The 20,062-nt window shown below is 63.5% G+C and carries 17 protein-coding genes; 5 read left to right on the top strand and 12 right to left on the bottom strand.

The annotated features are described in order from the left end of the window. Positions 1 to 171 precede the first annotated feature (171 nt). Positions 172 to 1,905, top strand: a complete 1,734-nt coding sequence (locus JST30_06500; GenBank protein ID MBS1713970.1) for a S8 family serine peptidase — start codon at positions 172 to 174, stop codon at positions 1,903 to 1,905. Positions 1,906 to 2,079: 174 nt separating this feature from the next. Beyond that, positions 2,080 to 3,816, top strand: coding sequence for a S8 family serine peptidase (locus tag JST30_06505; protein MBS1713971.1), 1,737 nt, complete (start codon positions 2,080 to 2,082; stop codon positions 3,814 to 3,816). A gap of 51 nt (positions 3,817 to 3,867) precedes the next feature. On the opposite strand, the gene JST30_06510 is transcribed toward JST30_06505, so the two are convergent. Genes JST30_06510 through JST30_06525 form a run of 4 tightly spaced genes read right to left on the bottom strand, consistent with a single transcriptional unit; the run spans position 3,868 to position 7,301 of the window. Continuing rightward, the gene (locus JST30_06510; protein MBS1713972.1) at positions 3,868 to 5,709 is read right to left on the bottom strand and encodes a glycoside hydrolase family 127 protein; all 1,842 of its coding nucleotides are present in this window, start codon (positions 5,707 to 5,709) and stop codon (positions 3,868 to 3,870) included. A 16-nt stretch (positions 5,710 to 5,725) separates the two neighbouring features. Continuing rightward, positions 5,726 to 6,676, bottom strand: a complete 951-nt coding sequence (locus tag JST30_06515) for a hypothetical protein (protein ID MBS1713973.1) — start codon at positions 6,674 to 6,676, stop codon at positions 5,726 to 5,728. Beyond that, positions 6,673 to 7,017, bottom strand: coding sequence for a hypothetical protein (locus JST30_06520; GenBank protein MBS1713974.1), 345 nt, complete (start codon positions 7,015 to 7,017; stop codon positions 6,673 to 6,675). Before JST30_06520 ends, JST30_06515 begins: the two co-directional genes overlap by 4 nt. Next, entirely contained in the window at positions 7,014 to 7,301 is a 288-nt protein-coding gene (locus tag JST30_06525; GenBank protein ID MBS1713975.1) for a DUF1844 domain-containing protein, read from the bottom strand. The genes JST30_06520 and JST30_06525 overlap by 4 nt, the downstream gene beginning before the upstream one ends. A 99-nt stretch (positions 7,302 to 7,400) precedes the next feature. Between JST30_06525 and JST30_06530 the strand changes: the two genes are divergently transcribed. Continuing rightward, positions 7,401 to 8,408 carry a hypothetical protein gene (locus tag JST30_06530; protein MBS1713976.1) on the top strand — a complete coding sequence of 336 codons (1,008 nt, stop codon included), beginning with the start codon at positions 7,401 to 7,403 and terminating at the stop codon, positions 8,406 to 8,408. On the opposite strand, the gene queG is transcribed toward JST30_06530, so the two are convergent. The 4 genes from queG to JST30_06550 form a co-directional block, all read right to left on the bottom strand. Continuing rightward, positions 8,298 to 9,317 (bottom strand): tRNA epoxyqueuosine(34) reductase QueG, encoded by a 1,020-nt coding sequence (gene queG / locus JST30_06535; protein ID MBS1713977.1) that lies wholly within the window; start codon positions 9,315 to 9,317, stop codon positions 8,298 to 8,300. The genes JST30_06530 and queG overlap by 111 nt on opposite strands. Then, positions 9,296 to 10,165, bottom strand: a complete 870-nt coding sequence (rsmA, locus tag JST30_06540; protein ID MBS1713978.1) for a ribosomal RNA small subunit methyltransferase A — start codon at positions 10,163 to 10,165, stop codon at positions 9,296 to 9,298. Before rsmA ends, queG begins: the two co-directional genes overlap by 22 nt. After that, positions 10,072 to 10,725 carry a G5 domain-containing protein gene (locus JST30_06545; protein MBS1713979.1) on the bottom strand — a complete coding sequence of 218 codons (654 nt, stop codon included), beginning with the start codon at positions 10,723 to 10,725 and terminating at the stop codon, positions 10,072 to 10,074. Before JST30_06545 ends, rsmA begins: the two co-directional genes overlap by 94 nt. A 199-nt stretch (positions 10,726 to 10,924) precedes the next feature. After that, positions 10,925 to 11,758, bottom strand: a complete 834-nt coding sequence (locus JST30_06550) for a hypothetical protein (GenBank protein ID MBS1713980.1) — start codon at positions 11,756 to 11,758, stop codon at positions 10,925 to 10,927. 48 nt (positions 11,759 to 11,806) lie between these two features. Between JST30_06550 and JST30_06555 the strand changes: the two genes are divergently transcribed. Then, positions 11,807 to 12,502, top strand: a complete 696-nt coding sequence (locus JST30_06555) for a ComF family protein (protein MBS1713981.1) — start codon at positions 11,807 to 11,809, stop codon at positions 12,500 to 12,502. A gap of 282 nt (positions 12,503 to 12,784) precedes the next feature. Here JST30_06555 and raiA read toward each other — a convergent pair whose 3' ends face one another. The 4 genes from raiA to JST30_06575 are packed head-to-tail and all read right to left on the bottom strand — an operon-like array spanning position 12,785 to position 17,284. Beyond that, positions 12,785 to 13,324 carry a ribosome-associated translation inhibitor RaiA gene (gene raiA, locus JST30_06560; GenBank protein ID MBS1713982.1) on the bottom strand — a complete coding sequence of 180 codons (540 nt, stop codon included), beginning with the start codon at positions 13,322 to 13,324 and terminating at the stop codon, positions 12,785 to 12,787. Positions 13,325 to 13,332: 8 nt separating this feature from the next. After that, positions 13,333 to 14,460 (bottom strand): 2-C-methyl-D-erythritol 4-phosphate cytidylyltransferase, encoded by a 1,128-nt coding sequence (gene ispD / locus JST30_06565; GenBank protein MBS1713983.1) that lies wholly within the window; start codon positions 14,458 to 14,460, stop codon positions 13,333 to 13,335. After that, positions 14,457 to 15,905: a TRAM domain-containing protein gene (locus JST30_06570; GenBank protein MBS1713984.1), complete on the bottom strand. Its 1,449-nt coding sequence runs from the start codon at positions 15,903 to 15,905 to the stop codon at positions 14,457 to 14,459. The genes ispD and JST30_06570 overlap by 4 nt, the downstream gene beginning before the upstream one ends. A 29-nt stretch (positions 15,906 to 15,934) precedes the next feature. Then, on the bottom strand, positions 15,935 to 17,284 hold the full coding sequence (locus tag JST30_06575) for a transglutaminase domain-containing protein (protein MBS1713985.1): 1,350 nt from the start codon (positions 17,282 to 17,284) through the stop codon (positions 15,935 to 15,937). Between the two features lie 167 nt (positions 17,285 to 17,451). On the opposite strand from JST30_06575, the gene topA reads away from it, so the two are divergent. After that, complete coding sequence (topA, locus tag JST30_06580) at positions 17,452 to 20,061, top strand: type I DNA topoisomerase (GenBank protein ID MBS1713986.1); 2,610 nt, start codon at positions 17,452 to 17,454, stop codon at positions 20,059 to 20,061. Position 20,062: the final 1 nt, after the last annotated feature.

Here is a 20,062-nt window from a genome sequence, read left to right on the forward strand (position 1 = left end):
CGTCCGCCCTCGAGGCCTTTGTAGACGAACGAAAGCAGAGTTTCGTCGGACGGAGTGGAAGGAACCGCTGGAAAAGCCCTCGCCCAGTGGCGTGTCGTTCGGGATTCAGGATCCTGTGTGATACACTGGCTCTCGGGTGACGCACGTCGCCTTGTGAGAGTCAACATGAACATGCTTAAGACACTTTCGGTGTCCGCTTTGCTTTCAACTGGAGTCATCGCCTTTGCAGGCGGGATGGAGTTCGTTCCCAAAGTCCAGCTCGGTTTCGTCGAGAAGCCCGGTCAAATGGAGTTCTCGGGCAAGATGATCGCCCGCCCGCTCCAGCCGGCCGCTTGGAAGAGGCTCGGTTATTCCGCGTTCGGCGCAGAGACGCAACACGTCGCCGCCGAGATCCAACTGGGATCGATGGTCTGGGGCCGGATTCCCGAGACCGACATGTATCTGATCACCGTTCCGAACGGCGAGACGGAGAACACGCTGTCCTCTAAGCTGATGAAAACGGGCCTGTTCGAGTACGTCGAACCGGACTGGCGCGTCTATCCGGCCTACACGCCGAACGACACCCAGTTGGGCAGCCAGTGGAGCCACGCGAACAACGGTGCGACAAGCGCCTGGGACATCCAGCGCGGTTCGGCCAGCCTGATCGTCGGCGTCACCGATACCGGGATTTGGTACAACCACGAAGACCTCCTCCTGAACCGCGTTTCCGGTGCCAACTCGGCCAACGGTACGACGATCCGGACAGAAGCGTCCTTCGGCCTGTCGGTGGTCAAGGACCTCCATGGCCACGGCACGCACTGCACGGGGATCGCCGACGGTAATTCGAACAACGGCAAGGGCATCGCCGGCGTCAACATCGAGGGCACGCGGCACGTGATGTGCCGTGTCAGCGACACCTCCGGCGGAGGATCGAGCATCGCGGCCTTGACGCTCGGCATGCTCTGGTGCGCCCAGAACGGTGCGCGCGTCGTCAGCACGAGCTACTCGGGCGTCCAGTCCGCTGCCGTCGGGACGACCGGTACCCAGATGAAGAACGACTATGACTCGCTGTCTTGCTGGGCCGCGGGCAACGACGGCGGGACATATGGGGCGCAGTTCGACTGGCCGGACGTGACGATCGTCGGTGCGGGGCAGTCCAACAACACTTTGGCCCCCTTCTCCGCTCGTGGGGTGTTCCTCGACGTCGTCGCCCCTGGAGCCAACATCCTTTCCACGATCTGGGACGGTGACGCTTTCACGAACCATTACACGTCTTGGGACGGCACCAGCATGGCCTGCCCGTACGCCGCAGGTATCGCTACGATGATCCTCGCCCAAAACCCGACGTACAAGACGGACCGTATCCGCGACGTCCTCAACCGGTCGAGCATCAATATGGGTGTAGCCTCGACCTATGGATGGGGCCGGGTCAACCTATGGAACGCCATGGGCCGTAAAGCCAATAGCTTGAACGTGACCGTAGGGACCACCGTGAGCGGAGGCGCCAGCGACCTTGACCGGGTCGACGGCAACGTGCTTCAACTCAAGCCGAGCGCGGTCTCGGTCGGAAACCCGCCCGTTCAGATCGTCACGGAGCACGACGTGTTCGCCTATGCGGGCAACAATTACGGCGAGATTTCCGTCGAAGTCACGGCCAAGGCGGACGTGGCCGGGCCGTTCGGTCAAGCCGTCTGGATCTGGAACTTCACGACCGGCAAATGGGAGCAACTGGCGACCGGCGGAATGGGGACTTCGTTCGGTTACTTCGAAGGCGTCAAGCCGTTGACGGCCGGCAACTTCGCCGATTACATCCAGGCCGGAAAGTGCCGGGCCAAGTGGGGTTTCACTCCGACCGGCCCGGTCGGGGCACCGCTTTCGGCCTCGGTCGAGCAAGTCACGGTCCGAACGTTACGTGCTAGCGAATAATCGATAAGTTGGCGGGCGAATTTCCGCCCAAACGTTCATCAGTGAAGGCCCCTCAAGAAAGTGCGGGCCTTCACTGACATTTATGCGGGGTAATTCGCTCCGCTCCTATGAGTATGATAAACTGGCACGGGGTTGGCAGTGGCCTGCCCCGAGAGAGAGACGTCAGCAATGAACATGCTCAAATCACTATCAGTGACCGCCTTGCTTTCGGCCGGAGTCTTCGCTTGCGCAGGCAACGGCGGAATGGAGTTCGTCCCTAAAGTCCAGCTCGGGTTCGTCGAGAAGCCGGGTCAGATGGAGTTCACGGGCAAGATGATCGCCCGCCCGCTTCAGCCCGCCGCTTGGAAACGGCTCGGCTATTCCGAGTTCGGCGCCGAGACGCAGCACGTCGCCGCCGAGATCCAGCTCGGTTCGATGGTCTGGGGCCGGATCAAGGAGACCGACATGTACTTGATCAACGTTCCCTCCGGTGAAACCGAGAACACGTTGGCCGCGAAGCTCATGAAGACGGGCCTGTTCGAGTACGTCGAACCGGATTGGCGCGTCTATCCGGCGTTCACCCCGAACGACCCGCAGCTCGGTTCCCAGTGGAGCCATTCCAACAACAACTCGACGAGCGCCTGGGACATCCAGCGCGGCTCTTCGAACCTGATCGTCGGCGTCACCGACACCGGCATTTGGTACAACCACGAAGACCTTCTTTTGAACCGCGTCTCCGGTGCGAACACGGCCAACGGTTCGGTCCGCACGGAAGCCTCTTTCGGCCTCTCCATCGTGAAGGACCTCCACGGTCACGGCACGCACTGCACGGGCATCGCCGACGGGAACACCAACAACGGTAAAGGCATCGCCGGCGTCAACATCGAAGGCACCAAGCACATGATGGTCCGCGTCAGCGACAACTCTGGCGGCGGATCCAGCATCGCGGCGTTGACCCTCGCGATGATCTGGGCGGCCCAAAACGGGGCCCGCGTCGTGAGCACGAGCTATTCCGGCGTTCAGAGCTCTTCGGTCGGCACGACGGGTACGCAGATCAAGAACGACTACAATTCGCTCTCCTGCTGGGCTGCCGGCAACGACGGCGGCACCTATGGAGCCCAGTACGACTGGCCGGACGTGACGATCGTCGGAGCGGGTCAGTCCAACAACACGCTCGCCGGCTTCTCGGCACGCGGCGTCTTCCTTGACGTCGTCGCCCCGGGCGCGAGCATCCTTTCCACGGTGTGGCTCAACGATGGCAACACCACGTCCTATGCGACGTGGGACGGCACCAGCATGGCCTGCCCGTACGCCGCGGGTGTCGCGACCATGATCCTGGCTCAGAACCCGACGTACAACACGGACCGCGTCCGCGACGTCCTGAACCGCTCGAGCATCAACATGGGCGCCGCTTCCACCTACGGATGGGGCCGCGTCAACCTCTGGAACGCCATGGGCCGCAAGCCGAACAGCATGAGCGTCCCGGTGGGCACCTTGACGAGCGGTGCGTTGGCTGACTTGAACCGCGTCGAAGGCGGCATGATCACGTTGAAGCCGAGCGCTGCGTCGATCGGCAACCCGCCGATGCAGGTCGCGACCGAGCACGACGTGTTCGCCTATGCCGGCAACAACTACGGCGAGATCTCGATCGAAGTGACGGCCAAGTCCAATGTCGCCGGCCTCGTCGGCCAGCGCATTTGGATCTGGAACTTCACGACCAGCACGTGGGAGTCGCTCGGAACGGGCAGCCTTGGCACGACCAAGGGCTACTTTGAGGGCGTCAAGACCCTGAACGCCGGAAACTTCGCCGACTACATCCAGGCCGGTAAGTGCCGCGCCAAGTGGGGCGCCGGCCAGACCGGTCCCGTCGCGGCTCCGCTCAGCGTCAGCGTCGACCAGATCACGGTCCGCACGCTCCGCTTGACCGAGTAGTACGGAGATCGACCCGACCGCGGCCCGAAGACACCGTCTTCGGGCCGCTATTTATTCCGGGCGGTGCCAGACTGCCATGGACCCCGGAGAGCGGTTCGCCCACGTGAAGTACGGGACGAACCGTGCATCAACGGGGTCTGACGATCGGTCGCTCCACGGCGAGTACAGGGTTTCTTCCTCGCCGATCCGTTCGAGTGAACCCGGCACCATAAGGTCCACCGCCCAACGGTCGTCGCTACGGGCCACCGCTTGAGGCAGGGCCGATACGTCGGGCCGGAACCGATGGACGTCCTCCCCCAGGTCGTGTCGTTCGAGGCAATAGACGAGGGGGCCCCGGAGCAATGCGGCTTTGCCCGCGTCGTCCGCGACCGCACCGTGAGCTTGAAGCCAAGTGACGCCCATGCCGTAGTCGATGCGGACGTGCGATCCGGCCTCCAAAGCGAATTCCAGGTACCGCCCTTTCCGGCTCGCGGCGCCTCCGGCGGTCGATACGGACGTGGCCCACTCTGGGACACGGATCCGGATCCGGCAGGCGGCGTCGGCCCGGACGTGGACCTCGCCGTTCCACGGGTAGCCCGATTCGACCGTGACCGTTCCTCCCTGAACCTGGTACTCGGCCCCAAAGGGGAGGTCGATGACAAGGGCGCCGTCGCCGGCGAAATACGCGGCGTAAGCTTGGACGGAGAGGACGGTCCGCGCGATGTTCGGCGGACAACACGCGCAGGAGAACCAGGGACGTCGAAGGTGGTGACCTCGGCTTTCGAGCGGGTTGACGTAAAAGTACCTGTCGGTCGTCAGACTGACTCCGCTGAGCGCGGCATTGTAGAGGGCGCGCTCCAGAGTGTCCGCGTAGCCGGCGTCGCCTGTCGCCCGGCTCATGCGGGCTGCCCAGAAGACGAGCCCGATGGCGGCGCACGTCTCGGCGTACGCGTCAAGGTTTGGGAGGTCGTAATCGTCAGTAAAGCCCTCGTTGCGGCCGGCGCTGCCGATCCCGCCCGTCACATAGATGCGGCTCTTGACCAGGTTCGTCCAGACCTTTCGCAAGGCGGGCACGACGCCCGGATCGTCCCAGCAGTCGAGCGCTCCGCAATAGTAGTACATGGCTCGGACGGCGTGTCCGACGGGCCGGTCCTGATCGAGGAACGGTACATGGTCTTGGAAGTACGTGCCGTCGTAGGCGCCCTCCGGAAACACCAGCGGCAGGTATCCCTTGTTCAATTCCGCGGCGATCGGGTCTGAAAACTCGTGTTCGAAGGAACTGGGGCGCGCACCCCTGGCCTGGATCATCTTAGCGCCAAGGCTCCGGTATGCCTCGTCGCCTGTAGCCTCGGTCAATCGGGCGAACGCGAGTTCGATCTCTTGGTGCCCGCACGCCCGCGGCGGAACCTGGTCGTCAAAGGTCTCGCGGACATGGTCGGCGGCCCGGCGTCCGATATCGAAGAGGCTCGAGAGGCCGGTCGCTTCTTTGTGAGCGACGGCGGCTTCGATCAGGTGACCGATACAGTAGAGCTCGTGCTTGGCCGTCAGGGCCTTCCACCGTTGTTCCAGCGCTCCGATCTGGAACGGCGTGCCGATGTAACCGTCCGCATTTTGGGCCTCGGCCACGGTGGCGATCGTCGCATCGACTTGGGCCTTGCCGCTCCAGTCGGGATCGACGTTCAGGCCGTACGAAGCCGCTTCAAGCCACTTGTACACGTCGCTGTCGTTGAAGTAGAGGCCTTCGTGACCGGAACTGTCACCACGGGCCGCCCTCCGGAAGTTTTCGATCCTGCCCGTCTCTTCGCACTGACGCAGTTGATGGGGCAGCCCTGTCTCCAGAAACTGTCGTTGCCACTCCCGCCAAAACGGATCGGTCACTTTGGACCGGCGGAGGTCGACGCGCTTGCCCGGCATGCCCGGAGTCTACTGTTCAACCGAGCGGCTTGGCCATCGACCGGTACCGACGCGTGATCTGGAACCCGTGGCTCCCGTAGAACGCGTCCAAGGTCGTCCAATCGATGACCGTGCGGCGCGCCCCTGAGCGGGCCAGGAGTTCCAGTGCGCCGCCGAGTAGCGCGTCACCGAGCCCTCGTCCTCTTGCAGATCGGGCGATGCCGATCGGGCCCAAGGCGGCCCAACACGGCCCCAAGGACCGCCGCCATACGGCTCCACCGACGGGACGCTTCGAGGCGGGGGTCTGGGTGAACGCGAACCCCTCGACTTCGCCGCCGACGGTCAAGAGCACGATGTCCTCGGGCTCTCCGTCGTCGACCGCCTTTCGAAGCGTATCGTATCGCCATCTGCCCGGGAACGTGCGCTCCAAGAATCCGTCGAGGGAAGGGACATCGGCGTCCGCGCACCGGAAGATCCGGGCGTCCGACTTGATGACGGCCTCGTGACACCTCGAAGGCGAAAGGTATCCGCCAAGGTCTCGTTCCAGATCGAAGGCTTCTCCGCCTGCGACGAAGCCGAATTCCTCAAGGAGGTCCTGGACGTACGCCGCCGTGACCGGTGCACCTGGTAACAGGTGGTCGGCGTCCATTCCGAAGACCACGGAGCGTGCCGTGGCGAGCACCGGATCGGCCAAGACCGCCGTCAAGGCCTCGCGGCCGTCCTCGACGGTCCGGAACGCCAGCGCCGAGAGGTGGAAGCGGTCCGGGTCTTGGCCGGGGAAGACGCGGGGGGTCGCCGGGCCCTTGAGAACGGCGAACGAACGGACTTCGCCTTGCCCGTCAAGGAGGACGGCGCTTGCGACGAGGAGAGGGTGTCCCGTCTGCTTGGAGACGATGTCCTCGGGTTCGACGGTCAGCGCCGCCCCGTAGGTCGTTTTCCAGAGATCGGCCAGGGCCTCTGGCGAAGCCGTCGAAAGGCCGAAGCTCAAGCGATGGGGACCCTGGCTTCTTCGGCCCACTCGAACGCGGTCGTCATGTCGTCGAGGTCGCGGCGGATCGAGTTGGCGTCGCGGGACAAGAGCCTGGGAAGGTCGGGTGCCGACAAGATCCGCTCAAAGGGATCGCTGTGTTGGGTCGGGAACCGCCGGGGATCGTCCGAAGTCGTCCAGTACATGCCGAAGGCGCTCCGGACGAGCCCGTAATTGGCCTGCATCACGGCCCGGCACGTGCGGAACCGGGCGCACAGCGAGGGGTCTGGCCCGTAAGCGATAGCGTCGTTGACGATCCGCCTCAGGTCAAGGTGGGCCTCACGGAAGTCGTGAAGGTTCAACGACTGTGCTCCACAAAGTTGATCTGGAGGTCGCGGACGAGGTTCTGGATCCGTCGTTTGTCTTCGCCGTCGAGTTGCCTTTCGAGGACTTGCGCCAAGCCTGTGACGGCATCGATCGCGGACTTCGCTTGAGCGACGTCCTTCTCGATCTTCCCTGTCATGAAGTCAGGTTGAAGGCCCATCTTCTGCCAGGCGACGGCCGACAGTTGTTCGAGCATGACGGCCAAAAGTTCGTGTACGTCGACCGGCTGTTCCGACGCCGGACCGGGCCCTGTCTCACTCATTCCCATCCTTCAGACGACGACGACGACCCGAAGAGTGCATGAAGGCGTCTTAATATCCAGACCCTTCGGGGTTGGGCCGGAAAGAGCACAATCGTCACCATGTTCGGAGTCGTCGTCGCTATCCCTCTGTTTGCGTTGGCCTACGGGTTCGGGCCCGGGACCAAGCTCACGTACGACGCCAACGTCACGTTCGAGGGGTTCCTTCCGTTGATGGGAGGGAACGAGGGCAAGGTCGACGTCAAGATGGCGGTCGCCGTCGCCGGTGCCGAGCCCGTCGAGGGATATCTCAAGTCGACGAGCGAGATCAAGGAGTTCGACGTTTCGTTCAACGATGCCAAGCTCCCGCTCGACCTCAGTAACGTCACCGAACTGTTCCCGAAGACGACGATCACGCTCGCCCCGACCGGTCGGATCGCCACGACCGACGCTCCCGACAAGAAACTCCCGGTCCGACTTCCGGGCTTGGACGTCAAGCACTTCCCGGACGTCACGTACGTTCCGATCGAACTGCCGTCCCACCCAGAAGCCGGCGTCAAATGGACCTTCGCACGCGAGTTCGGTTCAGCCCCGATCGACTACGAATGCGAACTCGGCGAAAAGACCGGCGACCTTCAACGGGTCAAGGTGAAGCTCAAGCAGTCCTACCGGGATTTCGAAAGCAAGGCCTTAGAGACGGTAAAGGAGGAATCCGACGCCGAATGGGACGTGACGACGACGATGAACGGCGAAGGATGGGTCGATTTCGACACTGTCCGGGGCGCCGTCTCTCAGTTCGAGATCAAGAACACGGCGATCGGTCAGGCCAAGAATCTGAAAACGGGGAAGACGTCCGAACGCAAGTTGGTCACGAAGTACGTCATCAAGCTCCGTGAAGGCGCAGGCGTCGTCCGGAAGTCCGTCTCGCCCAATTCGGCCGAATGGTGGCGGAACGCCGTGGAAACCGGGAAGAACGCTTTAGCCTGGCTAAAGACGGCATCGTACTTCGGCCTTCAGTCGCTACCGAAGAACGTCGAGGCCTTGATCGGGCCCTTCCGGCAAGCTCTCGGCCGGTGGTTCCCCGTTACGGGAGGCACGGTTGTCCAAGTTCGTCCGGACGTTGCGCCGTAGTCCTTCCCACCCGGCCCGCCGGACAGGCGAGCCGCGCGTCAGGTCGTCCCATTCCTCCTTTGAGACGACCGCCAGCCGCTCCAGATCGGGCCAAAGGCGAGGGGTGAAGTCTGGACAGGCCGTGTCCGGTGCGCGCATCGGCTGGCTCGGACGCGGCATGTTGAACGGGCAGACCGCCTGGCAGACGTCGCAGCCGAACGTCCAATCGCCGATCTGAGCCCGAAGACGCTCCTTGACCGGTCCTCGGTGTTCGATCGTCAAGTAGCTGATGCACCGTCGGGCATCGACCTGCCACCCATCGCCCCGAGGCACGATCGCCCCGGTCGGGCAAGCGTCGATGCAGGCGCGGCACGTTCCGCACCCTCCTTGCGCCGGAGCGTCGGGCTTTAGCTTGGCCGTGGTCAAGAGGAGTCCGATGACGAAAAGGCTTCCTCGTGTCGAGTCGATGAGACACGTGTTCTTACCGAACCAACCCAAACCTGCCCGGTTGGCGTACTCCCGTTCGAGCACGGGAGCCGAGTCGACGGTGATCCGGACTCCGGCGGTGGGTTCGGCCGACTGTAAGGACTCTGCGACCTTGCGAAGTTTGGAACGGAGGACCTTGTGGTAGTCACGGCCCCTCGCGTAGGCCGCGATGAGCGGCTTTTCGTCCTCGACAGGTCCGGGGCGTCCGTAGAACAGCCCGACCGCTAAGACCGAGCGGACGCCTGGAAGGAGGGTCGACGGATCCGACCGGAGCTCGCGGGACTTTGGAAGGTACGCCATTTCGGCCTGGTGTCCGGAGTCGAGCCAGTCTTCGAAGACCTCGAACGACCGAGGCGGGCCGGCGTCGCAGACTCCGACCAGTTCGAATCCCTGGTCTCTTGCTGCTTGCTTGACCAAGGACGTCAGCTCGATACGTTCGTCCATTGCTCCCACGTGAGCTGGTGCGGCCTGACGTCCGGCCGAAGGCCGGCACCCTGGAGACGTGCGAGCGCGGCCTCGCGACCGAACAGGGCGGACAGGTTGTTGACCAGTGTTTTGCGAGGTTGTCGGAACCCGGCAGAGACGATGGACAGGGTCTGACCGATGTCGGGCGAAAAAGGCTTGGGCACCAGCTTAAGGACGGTACTGGCGACCTTGGGCGGCGGAAGGAACGCGCCAGGCGGCACGTGGCAGACCTTTTGAACGGCGAACTGGGCTTGTATCGCAACGGACAACGCGCCGCGTCCCGAATCGCCGGGCTTGGCGAGGATCTTCTCGGCGACTTCTCGCTGCATCATGAGGACGGCCATCGAGAACTTGTCCCTCACGGCCGCTATCCTGGCCAGGAGCGGCCCCGTGATGTTGTACGGCATGTTCGAGACAACGGCCCGTGGCGTCGGAAGGCGGTCGAGCAGGGCACCGAGATCCGTTTCAAGGGCGTCGCCGACCACGACTTCGGCGTTAGGGGCCACTTCGGCGAGGACGGACAGGATCGCAGTGTCCAGTTCCAGCGCCAAAACGGGGCGTCCCTCGGTCAGGGGCGCGGTCAAGACCCCTGGTCCTGGACCGATCTCCAGCACGGCGGCGGCTTCGGACGCCGCGGCGACGATGTCCCGTATCGCCGAGGACGAGACCAAAAAATGCTGCCCGAGCCCCTTTTTGGGCCGGGCAGCATGTTTGTCGAGAAGGTCTTTGAGCTTCAGCGGCCCTTGCGAGGCACTTTCTCCTTGAACACGTGGACGACGACTTTCCGGCGACCCCATGCCCTCACCGTCCTCGCGTCTGTGAAGCACACGTCGATTATGTTGCCTTTGATCGCTCCTCCCGTATCGGCGGCGATGGCGAACCCATAGCCTTCGACGTAGACCAAGGAGTTGAGCGGAATGACCCTCGGATCAACGGCGACGACCCCGAACTGGGCTTTGCGCCCGGTCGCCGTCGTACCCGTCGTACTTCCGTCCGTCGGAAGATAAGCGGTCGATTCCATCGTCATGACCTTCGCCCGGTTGAACGAACCGCGGCTGGTCTGGAACCCGGAGGCCCCCATTTCGATCACGGCGGGTTGTGCCGGTTTGACGACGGTCGTCGACTTCTTGGTCGCCAACACCTTGTCCTTGAACAGGACGCTCGTCACCGTCTCCCGCGATTCCCCGTCTTGGCCCTCAGCCGTTTTCTTGATCCGGCCTGCTCCCAGGCTGCGGTTGAAAACGTACTTGACGTCTTTCGGAATCGTTTTCTTTATGGTCCGCTCCGAAAAGCGGAGATTGCCTAGGCTCGTCACAGGTCCTGCCGTCGCTGATTGGACAAGGAGCATCAGGAACAGGGACGTCACCGTCGTCGACAGTTTTCGCATAAGGTTGACCCTTGCGTGGCTGTGGCGACACTCGTCGCGACCAGGGTTATACCGAGCGCCTTACTGAAACGCCTTTGCAACAAGGCGCAAAAAAGGCGTGAAGGCCCAGGGACAAGGACCCGTTTTTCCACCTGTTATCGCCAGCAGAAATACGGGCCCAAACTTGGGTTTCAGGTTCAATGGCCGTGGATCCACCCTTTTATGGTACGGATTCGATGAGTTTTTGCCTATGGACCGGGCAGGGGCTCCCTTCGCTCGTCGTAAAGAGGAAGCGGCCGCTCTGGCCGTAGGCGATGCTCTCGCCTTGGGCGTGTAGAGGCATTTTCACGTTTTCCGGCGACTGCTTCCACCAGTCCTGGAACGCTCCTTTGACCGGGTATTCCAAGGCTCCCGTATAGGTCCGGAGGATCACGAAGCGGCCGTCAGGCGACGCGTCCCCCGCCGTGACCAGCCGGCCCGCGCTTCCGAGACCGGTGTCCGGGTGGACCGTCCCGAGCTTCGTCATCGTATAGGTCCCCGTAGAGGGCGGCGCAGGGAGACGATAGACGACGGCTTCCGAAGACGCCTTCGTCACGAGGTAGATGTCGCCGGTGCCAGGGTCGACGAACAGGGCCTCGCAATTGTGGGCCCCGTCCGGATACTTGATCGTGAGCTTGTCGTAGTTCAGCACCGATGTGGCGACCAGGTCCGGCTCCTGAAACCGGTACACGGTGACGTTCGCCCGGGAAACGGCGTTGTCGCCGATATCGCCGAAGTAGAGCATGCTCTTGCCTCCTACCTTCAGGCAAGCCATGTCCTCCCAGTCCGTCGCACCTGCCCCGAGCACGTCGACCGCGGAAGACGAACCGTCTTCCTTGAACCGGAAGAACCGGGCGGTGTCGCCGCTATCGTTGTGGGTGTAGTACACGCCTTGGTGCCGCGTGCTCACGCCGACTCCGGAGCTTTCGTCGACGACTCGGTCGGAGATCGTCGTGAACAGGGTCGCGGACGACCAGATCCGGACGGCGAGTGCCAGTAGGACGCCCGTGTGCATCCCTCCATGGTACCGCCCTGAACATCGTTCGGTAAGATAGGCCAGAGCATGACGTTTCGTTCGGCAAGCGACCGGATCCTCGACTGGGTGTACCCGAAGAAGTGTGCGCTCTGCGGCCTCATCGAGCGTCCGGCGCTGTGCGACGACTGTGCGGCCGAGATGCCGCTTGCCGACCGGGTCTGGAGTCCGGGCCGAGGTGCGCTGGACTGGGTGGCCGCACTCTACGAGTTCGAAGGGCGGGCGGCTCAAGCCGTCAAGAAGCTCAAGTACGGCCGCTCCACTTCTTTGGGCCGGCCGATGTCCGTGCTCCTTGCCGGCGCGCTCGAACGCGTTCCTGACGTGGACGTCGTCGTGCCCGTCCCCATCCACCGGACGAGGCTGTGGACGAGGGGCTTCAACCAGTCCGACCTTTTGACCGAAGCGATGCCGCCTGGCTTCGTCTCGAAGGCGCTCGTCCTTCGTTCGCGTCGGACGAGGCCGCAGGTCGAGTTGAACGCCAAGGAGAGACTGGTGAACCTGCGGGGGGCGTTCAAGGCGTCACCCGAGGTGGCGGGAATGAGAGTGTTGTTGGTGGACGATGTGGTCACAACGGGCGGGACGGGGGTAGCGTGTGCCGAAGCCTTGAAGACGTCCGGTGCCACGGAGGTCGGATTGCTGGCGTTTTGCGGTCCCTCGAAACAGTCGGGACCTGCGGACGACGGGCCGACGGTCATGCGAAGCATGTCCCAAGACGCCGAGGAGTGAAAGGTCGGTTCAAGGCCGGGACGCCATGTCAGATTCCAAACCGTTCGCCGTACACGGATGGGGCGAGGGCCAAGGGGAGAGGTCTGGGGACGCCATCGTTTGCGACGTCATAGACGCATGGTTTCCTCCAAGCCCTCGCGCGGTCGAAGCCTTCCGTTCGGCGTCAGAGGCCGCCTTGCGCACGAGTCCCCCGATCGACGGGAGGTCGTCGATCGAAGCCGTCGCCAAGTCCCGGTCATTGGGCCCGAATCCGTTTTCCTTGGCCCGTGCCCTTCCGCTCGCTCACATCTCGGGGCTCAGAAGTCCGTAACCGCCGCCGTCCCGTTTGTAGAGCAGTTCTGTCTTGCCGCGTTCGTCCCGGAAGAGGAAGAACGGGTGGCCGGACAGTTCGAGTTGAAGCAGGGCTTCGTCGACCGACATCGGTTTCATGACGAACCGCTTTCGCTCGACGATCCCGTCCGTCTCTTCCTCTGGTTCTTCGATCTCCGAGAAGCCGTTCGGGACGGGACGCCCTCGATGGCGATGGGCACGGACGATCTTCGATTTCAGCCGGCGAAGCCGGTTCTCCAACCGGTCGGCTACTTTGTCGATCGCGGCGTTCAAGCTTTCATCGTGCTCTTCGCCGCGCAGGAAGAGCCCGTCGGCGTACACGGTGACTTCGATCCGGTGTGCGGGACGGTGAGACTGCCTCTCCTCCCGGTGGACGATCTCGACCTTCTGCGCGTTGTGGAAGTATCGGTCGAGTTTCCCTAGTTTCTTCGCCGCGTATTCGCGGTCTTTCTGCGACAGGTTGCCCTCAGCGTTTCGTACGAGCACGTCCATTGTCAGTTCTAATATACGTCAAACTTTCGGACAGTTGCGACAGCGAAGGCTGCGACGCCCTCCCCCCGTCCGATCGCCCCAAGGCCTTCGTTCGTCGTGGCTTTCACGCTGACACGTCCGATGGGGACACCGGCCGCCTCGGCGATCGCTGCGACGACCTCGGCATGCCTCGGCGCGACCTTCGGCCGTTCGGCCAACACCGTCGCATCGACGTGGACGATGTCCCAGCCCTGAGCCCGTACGGCGGCGGCCGCCTCCGCCAGGAAATGCGACGAGCGGACGTCTTTCCAACGAGGGTCCGTGTTCGGGAACAGGTGTCCGATGTCGCCGAGCCCGACGGCGCCGAGAAGGGCGTCGGTCACGGCATGAAGGAGCGCGTCGGCGTCGGAATGCCCGTCCAATCCAGGCTTGGAGTCGAATTCGACGCCACCGAGCCACATCGGACGTTCAGGGTCGGTCGAAAAGGCGTGGACGTCGTATCCGAGCCCCGTCCTTGTCTCCATCGCAGACATCATACGCGAGGCGTCTTCCGGGTTCGTGACCTTGATGTTTCGGACTTCGCCTTCGACCGATTCGACGGTGACGCCGATCGATTCGAGCAGCGAGGCTTCGTCGGTCGTCTCGCCGGACGCCTCTTGGTGGGCGCGAACGAGGAGGTCCCTGCGGGCTCCTTGTGGGGTCTGGACGGCGACGAGCGTCGACCGGTCCGGCGTCGTCCAGCCACCGCCAGACCGTTGCTTGACCGTGTCGACGACGGGGACGGCCGGAAACGCCGCTCCGGTCCTTTCGACCGCGTCCACGATCCGACGGATCAATGCGTCCGTGACAAGCGGGCGAGCGGCATCGTGGACGAGGACGTTCTGGACTTCGATCGGGACGGCCTCTGTGCCTATCCGCGAACTGTCCTGCCTCGAACTGCCCCCCGCCAAGACGAACGCCGCGTCAGGAGCGTAGGCTCTAAAATCTCTTTCACGTCCGACAGGGCAGACGATCCCGACGGCGTCGACGACGGGACAGGCGGCCAAGACGTCGTACGACCGCGTCCACAACGGGCGGCCCCGGAACGGCATCCACAGCTTGTCCTGACCGAACCTCGTCGAGGAGCCGGCGGCCAATAGAACGGCGAACGTCTTCATTTCGTCGGACGTGGACCGGTGCTTGGGCGGACGTCGACGTCCTCGACGACGGTGCCGAAGATCATCTTGCCCCGTTCGGTTTGGATGACTTGCGTGACGGCCACTTCGACGTGTTCGCCGATCATCTGGCGGGCGTTCTCGACGACGACCATCGTCCCGTCGTCCAAGTAGCCCACACCTTGTCCGGGCTGGCTGCCTTCGCGCACGATCGTCAGTTCCAGGTCTTCCCCTGGCAGGACGTGGGGCCTCAGGGAAAGGGCCAGGTCGTTGATGTTCAAGACGCGCACGTCTTGGATGCTGGCGACACGGTTGAGGTTGTAATCGTTGCTGACCAGGTCCGCCCCAAGGGCCTTCGCCAACCGGACCAACCGGCTATCGACGTCTTCGCCGTCGTCGGGCGCGAGCCGGTCGTGTTCACCGATCAGAAGCGTGTGGTCGGTCTGAAGGTGTCGTAAGACGTCGAGGCCCCGACGGCCCCGTTGACGCCGGAGCGGATCGGCGGAGTCGGCAATGTGTTGAAGCTCCTTGAGGACGAACTTCGGAACGTGGATCTCGCCCTCAAGAAAGCCGGTCCGTACGAGGTCGTAGATTCGACCGTCGATGAGGACGTTGGTGTCCAAGACCTTGATGCCGGATCTCTTGCCCCGGATTTCGCCGCGCTTCCAGGGGAGCACTTCCTCCATCGAATTGAGGGCGAAGATCGAGAGAAGGCTGAAGCCGATGGTGAGGGCCAGGGTCAGGAGCGACGCCACCAGAGGGCCGAGGTTGACGAGCGCGATCAGGAACGGCAGCGATCCGATGATGCCGACGACGATGCCGAGAAAGAGGTTGACCCTGTCGCCGGTCTCCATCTTCCGCCAACGCACGCCCAGACCCTCGGCGGTGTTCACCGCGAGGTTTCCTGCGCCGCCCCCGAGCATCGCTCCGAGGATCGCCAAGGCCAAGAGGACGAGCGGCTGTTTCGAACCCGGATATCCGCGGGGGGTCTCGACGGTCGTGACCGGGTCCGGCTTGCTCCCGATGTTTTTGAGGACGTAGAGCTGCGACTTGTCCGGATCGCCCGGATCGGGGACGATCTGGGCTTCGCCCGGCTTCGTCAGCTTGACGAGGTCTTCACTGACCCTTCGGACTTGGACCGAACTGATCTGGACGTCTTCGCAGTGGACGCCCGGCGCGTCCGACGAACAGAGCTGGTCGAAAGACTTCTTGCCGGTCTCCGCGTCTTTGACCGCTCTCTGGGCCCGCTTTTCAGACGTCTCCCTGGATTCGTCCGTGAACGTGATCTTCTGGTAGGTGAAGATCTGAGTCGAAGTCGGGGTCGATGCGTCCGGTGGCTTGCTCGGGTAGTTGACGGCCGTGACCGAATCGAAGATGAAGTCGAGCAGGTTCGGCAGGGCCGTGACGGACACGGTCGCCCCGGCAAGGGCGAACGCTCCGATGATCATCGTCCTTAGACTCAACACTTGCCCATCCTTCAGCCCTTCTTGACGGTGATCTTGGCCCCGTCAATGAGAAAGGACGTGAATGCGTCGCTGACGTTGCCGCACGAGAGCTTGATATGGGTCGCGTCGATGGTCTGGGTCGGTCGCGTCGAGTCGGCTCCGACCCAACCGGTTCCGTCCCAGAACTCCACCCAAGCGTGATAGTAGAAGGCGCCCATCGCGTAGACAAGCCCCCCGCAGAACCGCGTCGGGATCCCGTCGGCCCGAAGGAGCGTCCCGAGCAAGACCGCGTGGTCGCGACAGACCCCGTCGCCGGACGCGAGGACGTCGTCGGCGTCGCGCCAGACACCGATGCCGGGGTTCGCTTTGACCGTCTCCTGGACGAACCGTCGGATCCGCTCCGCCCTTGCGACGGCTCCCTTCGCGTCGGCCGCTTTCTCCTTGGCCAGACGTATGAACTTTTCCTTGTCGCTCGGGATTCTCAGGTCGGGCGCGAGCCAAGCCGCGTCAGCGGCGGCGGTCCCGCCGCTTGTGGCCTCGACCGGATGGACCATCACCGACCAGCCGTCGCCCTTCCGCGTGACCGTCTGGTGCGCGTCCGATGGGATCCGGGACAGGTCTGTGCCCGTGATTTCGAGCTCGAGTTCGTGGACGTTGAGGAAATCCTCGATCTCCCGGTCGGGGCGGATCGAGCTGGCATCGGCGATGTCGACGGTGCCTCGCTCGGATAGCGCCTCCTCCTTGGTCGAGGGAACGATCTCGAGCCCGAACGGGCCGACGGACTTGATCAGGTCGCCTTTAGACGACAAGTACAACAGCGTCGGCGCGCGCGGGTCGCCGGCATCGATCACGGTCGCCTCGACGGTTCCGAGCGGCGTCTCCACCTTCTCTTTGCCCTTGACTTTGGGCTCGCATTTGACCAGCGCCAGGGAGTTCGGGTCGAACACGTAGACGACCGTAGGCGCGCCGCCGTCCAGGTACGACGTCAACGTGTCGTCGGCGAGGCGGCCGTCCTTCGGAAGGACTAACGTCCGCTCCGTCGAGCGGCCGTCCATTGTCGACTTGGCCTTGATCGTTTGGCCCTCGACCTGAGCGGTGACGGCGTGGGACTTCCCGCCGCTGGACAGGTCGAACTCCATCCGTGTGATCCGGCCGGCCTTGTCGGACCACGTCTTCGTCGCGACGCGGATCTCGATCCCTGACCCGAGCATTTTCCCTCCGATCACGGAGAGCGACGTCGAGAGGGTCCCCTCGCCTTCGGGCGCGGACGCGTACATGACGTATCCCGCCCGCTGTTGTTTGAGCAAGACCGAATACCAGGATTCGTCCGCCCGGGCCCACGCCGCCAGACAGGCGGCGAAAAGGAAGAGGGCTCTTCTCATGAGGTTCCAGTGTAGTCGGACCAGGTCGACGCTCGCGGAGGCGTCGGCCCGGCCTTCGCTTGATACAACTCCTTCCATGTAACGATTGGTGCCGGGCCTAATTCCGTTCGGGCCGGTTGACTCATCGGGACGGTCATCGGTAAAACGGGCCGCTTCCTGAGCTTTCCATGTCCAAGGCACTTGTCATCGTCGAATCGCCCGCTAAAGCCAAGACCATCTCGAGCTTCTTGGGCAAGGGATACGAGGTCCTCGCCAGCTACGGTCACGTCCGCGACCTCCCTGAAAACAGGAAGGAGATGCCGGAGGAGCACCGGAAGAAGAAGTGGGCCGATTTCGGGGTGAACGTCGAGCAAGACTTCGAGCCCTTCTATGTCGTCCCGGCCGAGAAGAAGCGTCGGGTCGAAGACCTCAAGCGCGCGGCCAAGGACGCCGGACGTCTCTTGCTCGCGACGGACGAAGACCGAGAGGGCGAAAGCATCAGTTGGCACGTCCTGCAACTGCTCAAGCCGAAGAAGAGCGTCGAAGTCCAGAGGATCGTGTTCCATGAGATCACTCCGGAAGCCATCGAGCAGGCGCTCGCCCATCCCCGCTCGATCGACGAAGGGCTCGTCCGGGCCCAAGAAACGCGGCGGATCCTGGACCGGCTCTACGGATACACCCTGTCCCCACTCCTGTGGCGCAAGGTCGCACCAGGACTGAGCGCAGGCCGCGTTCAAAGCGTCGCCGTCCGCTTGATCGTCATGAGGGAGCGGGAGCGGCGCGGCTTCGTCGTCGCGGAATACTCCGGGATCGAGGCGACCTTAAAGGCCAAAGAGGGATCGTTCGTCGCCAAGCTCGGCCGGATCGGGACGTCTCGGATCGCCGACGGTCAAGCGTTCGACGCATCGGGCCGGCTGACGGCGTCCGGTGTCGAGTGGCTCAAGGCCGACCGGGCCCAAGACATGGCTGCGCGACTCGAATCGGCCGAGCCCTGGACGGTGACGTCGGTCGACACGAAGCCGGGCACCGAATCTCCCCCCGTCCCGTTCATGACGTCGACCCTTCAGCAAGAGGCGAACCGGAAGCTGGGTTTCACGGCCAGGAAGACCATGCAGGTCGCCCAGCAGTTGTACGAAGGCATCGAGATCGGCGGTGAGCCCGTCGGCCTGATCACGTACATGAGGACCGACAGTCTGACGCTCGCCGACCGGGCCTTGAGCCAGGCGCGCGACGTGATCCGCGACCTCTACGGGCCCGAATACCTCCCGGCCAAGCCCAAGGTCTATAAGAGCAAGGCGAAAAACGCGCAGGAAGCGCACGAAGCGATCCGTCCGACCGACCTCTCCCGGCGTCCGCAGGACGTGGAGCGGTATCTCGACCGCGACCAAGCCAGGCTCTACGACCTCGTCTGGAAGCGGACCTTGGCGTGCCAGATGAAGCCTGCGGAAGTCGAACGGACCCGGGTCGAAATCACAGTGAAAGACGAAGGTGCGGACCTGGTGTTCGCGGCATCGGGAAAGAGGATCGCCTTCGCCGGGTTCCTTAAGGTCTATGTGGAAGGTGCGGACGACCCAGATGCCGAACTGGGCGATAAGGAGACCGTGCTGCCGAAGACGTCGGTCGGTGACAAGCTCGACCTGAACGGCGTCAAAGCCACGGCCCACGCGACGAAGCCTCCCGCCCGCTACACGGAAGCGTCTCTCGTCCAGAAGCTCGAATCCGAAGGCGTCGGACGGCCGAGCACGTACGCCTCCATCATCGGCACGGTCCAAGACCGGGGTTACGTCTTCAAGCGCAAGAACGAACTGGTCCCGACGTGGACGGCGTTCTCGGTGACCGAGATCCTCGAGGGCCATTTCGACCAACTCGTCGACCTCGGATTCACGGCCGAAATGGAGTCGGAACTCGACGAGATCGCCGACGGGGCGCGCGACTGGGTCGGGCACTTGCGCGAGTTTTTCAACGGGGTCGAGGGCCGTCCCGGACTCGAGACCGAAGTGCGCACGAAGGGCCCGGACATCCCGTTCCCGGCCATGCCGGTCGGGGAGGACATCGTCGTCCGTATCGGACGGAACGGCCCGTTCCTTCAACGGGCCGGAGGCGGGCCTGGCAACACGGTCTCGGTGCCTGAAGACATGCCCCCTGCCGATTTGACGCTCGAAGCGGCGAAGGCCCTCTTTGAGAACAAGAGCGGTCAGCCCGACGTCATCGGAACGGATCCGACGACGGGTCGCGAAGTCGTTTTCAAAAAGGGCCGGTTCGGGGCCTACATCGAGGTCTTGCCGAAAGAAGGCGATACAGCCCCCAAGCGTGTCACGGTCCCACCAGGCGTCGACGCTTCAGCGCTCGACGACGAACTGGTCGGATTGCTTTTGCAGTTCCCGAAGAACCTGGGTCAAAACTCAGAAGGCGAAGACGTCGTCCTTGCGGTGGGACGCTATGGCGCTTATCTGAGCGCAGGAGAGAAGAAAGCGAACGTGGGCGAGTGGCGTCCGGCGCTCGACCTGACTCTGGAAGAGGCCGTCCAAAAGTTGGCCGAGGGCAAGCCGAAGTGGGGCGCAGCAAGGGCTCCGGCCGAAGCCATTCAGGAGTTCGGGCCGATCGACGGTGCGGCAGGCCCGGTCAGGGTCTTGAGCGGCAGGTTCGGGCCGTACGTCACCGACGGCAAGGTCAATGCGACGTTACCCAAGGGGATGGACCCGAAAACGGTGACGGCCGAAGTAGCGGCGGAACTGCTCAAGGCTAAAGCGGCGGCCGGGCCGTCGAAGCGCAAGCCCTTCCGGAAGCGTTCTCGCTGAC

The sequence above is a fragment of the Armatimonadota bacterium genome (assembly GCA_018268395.1).
Lineage (GTDB): Bacteria > Armatimonadota > Fimbriimonadia > Fimbriimonadales > Fimbriimonadaceae > JAEURO01.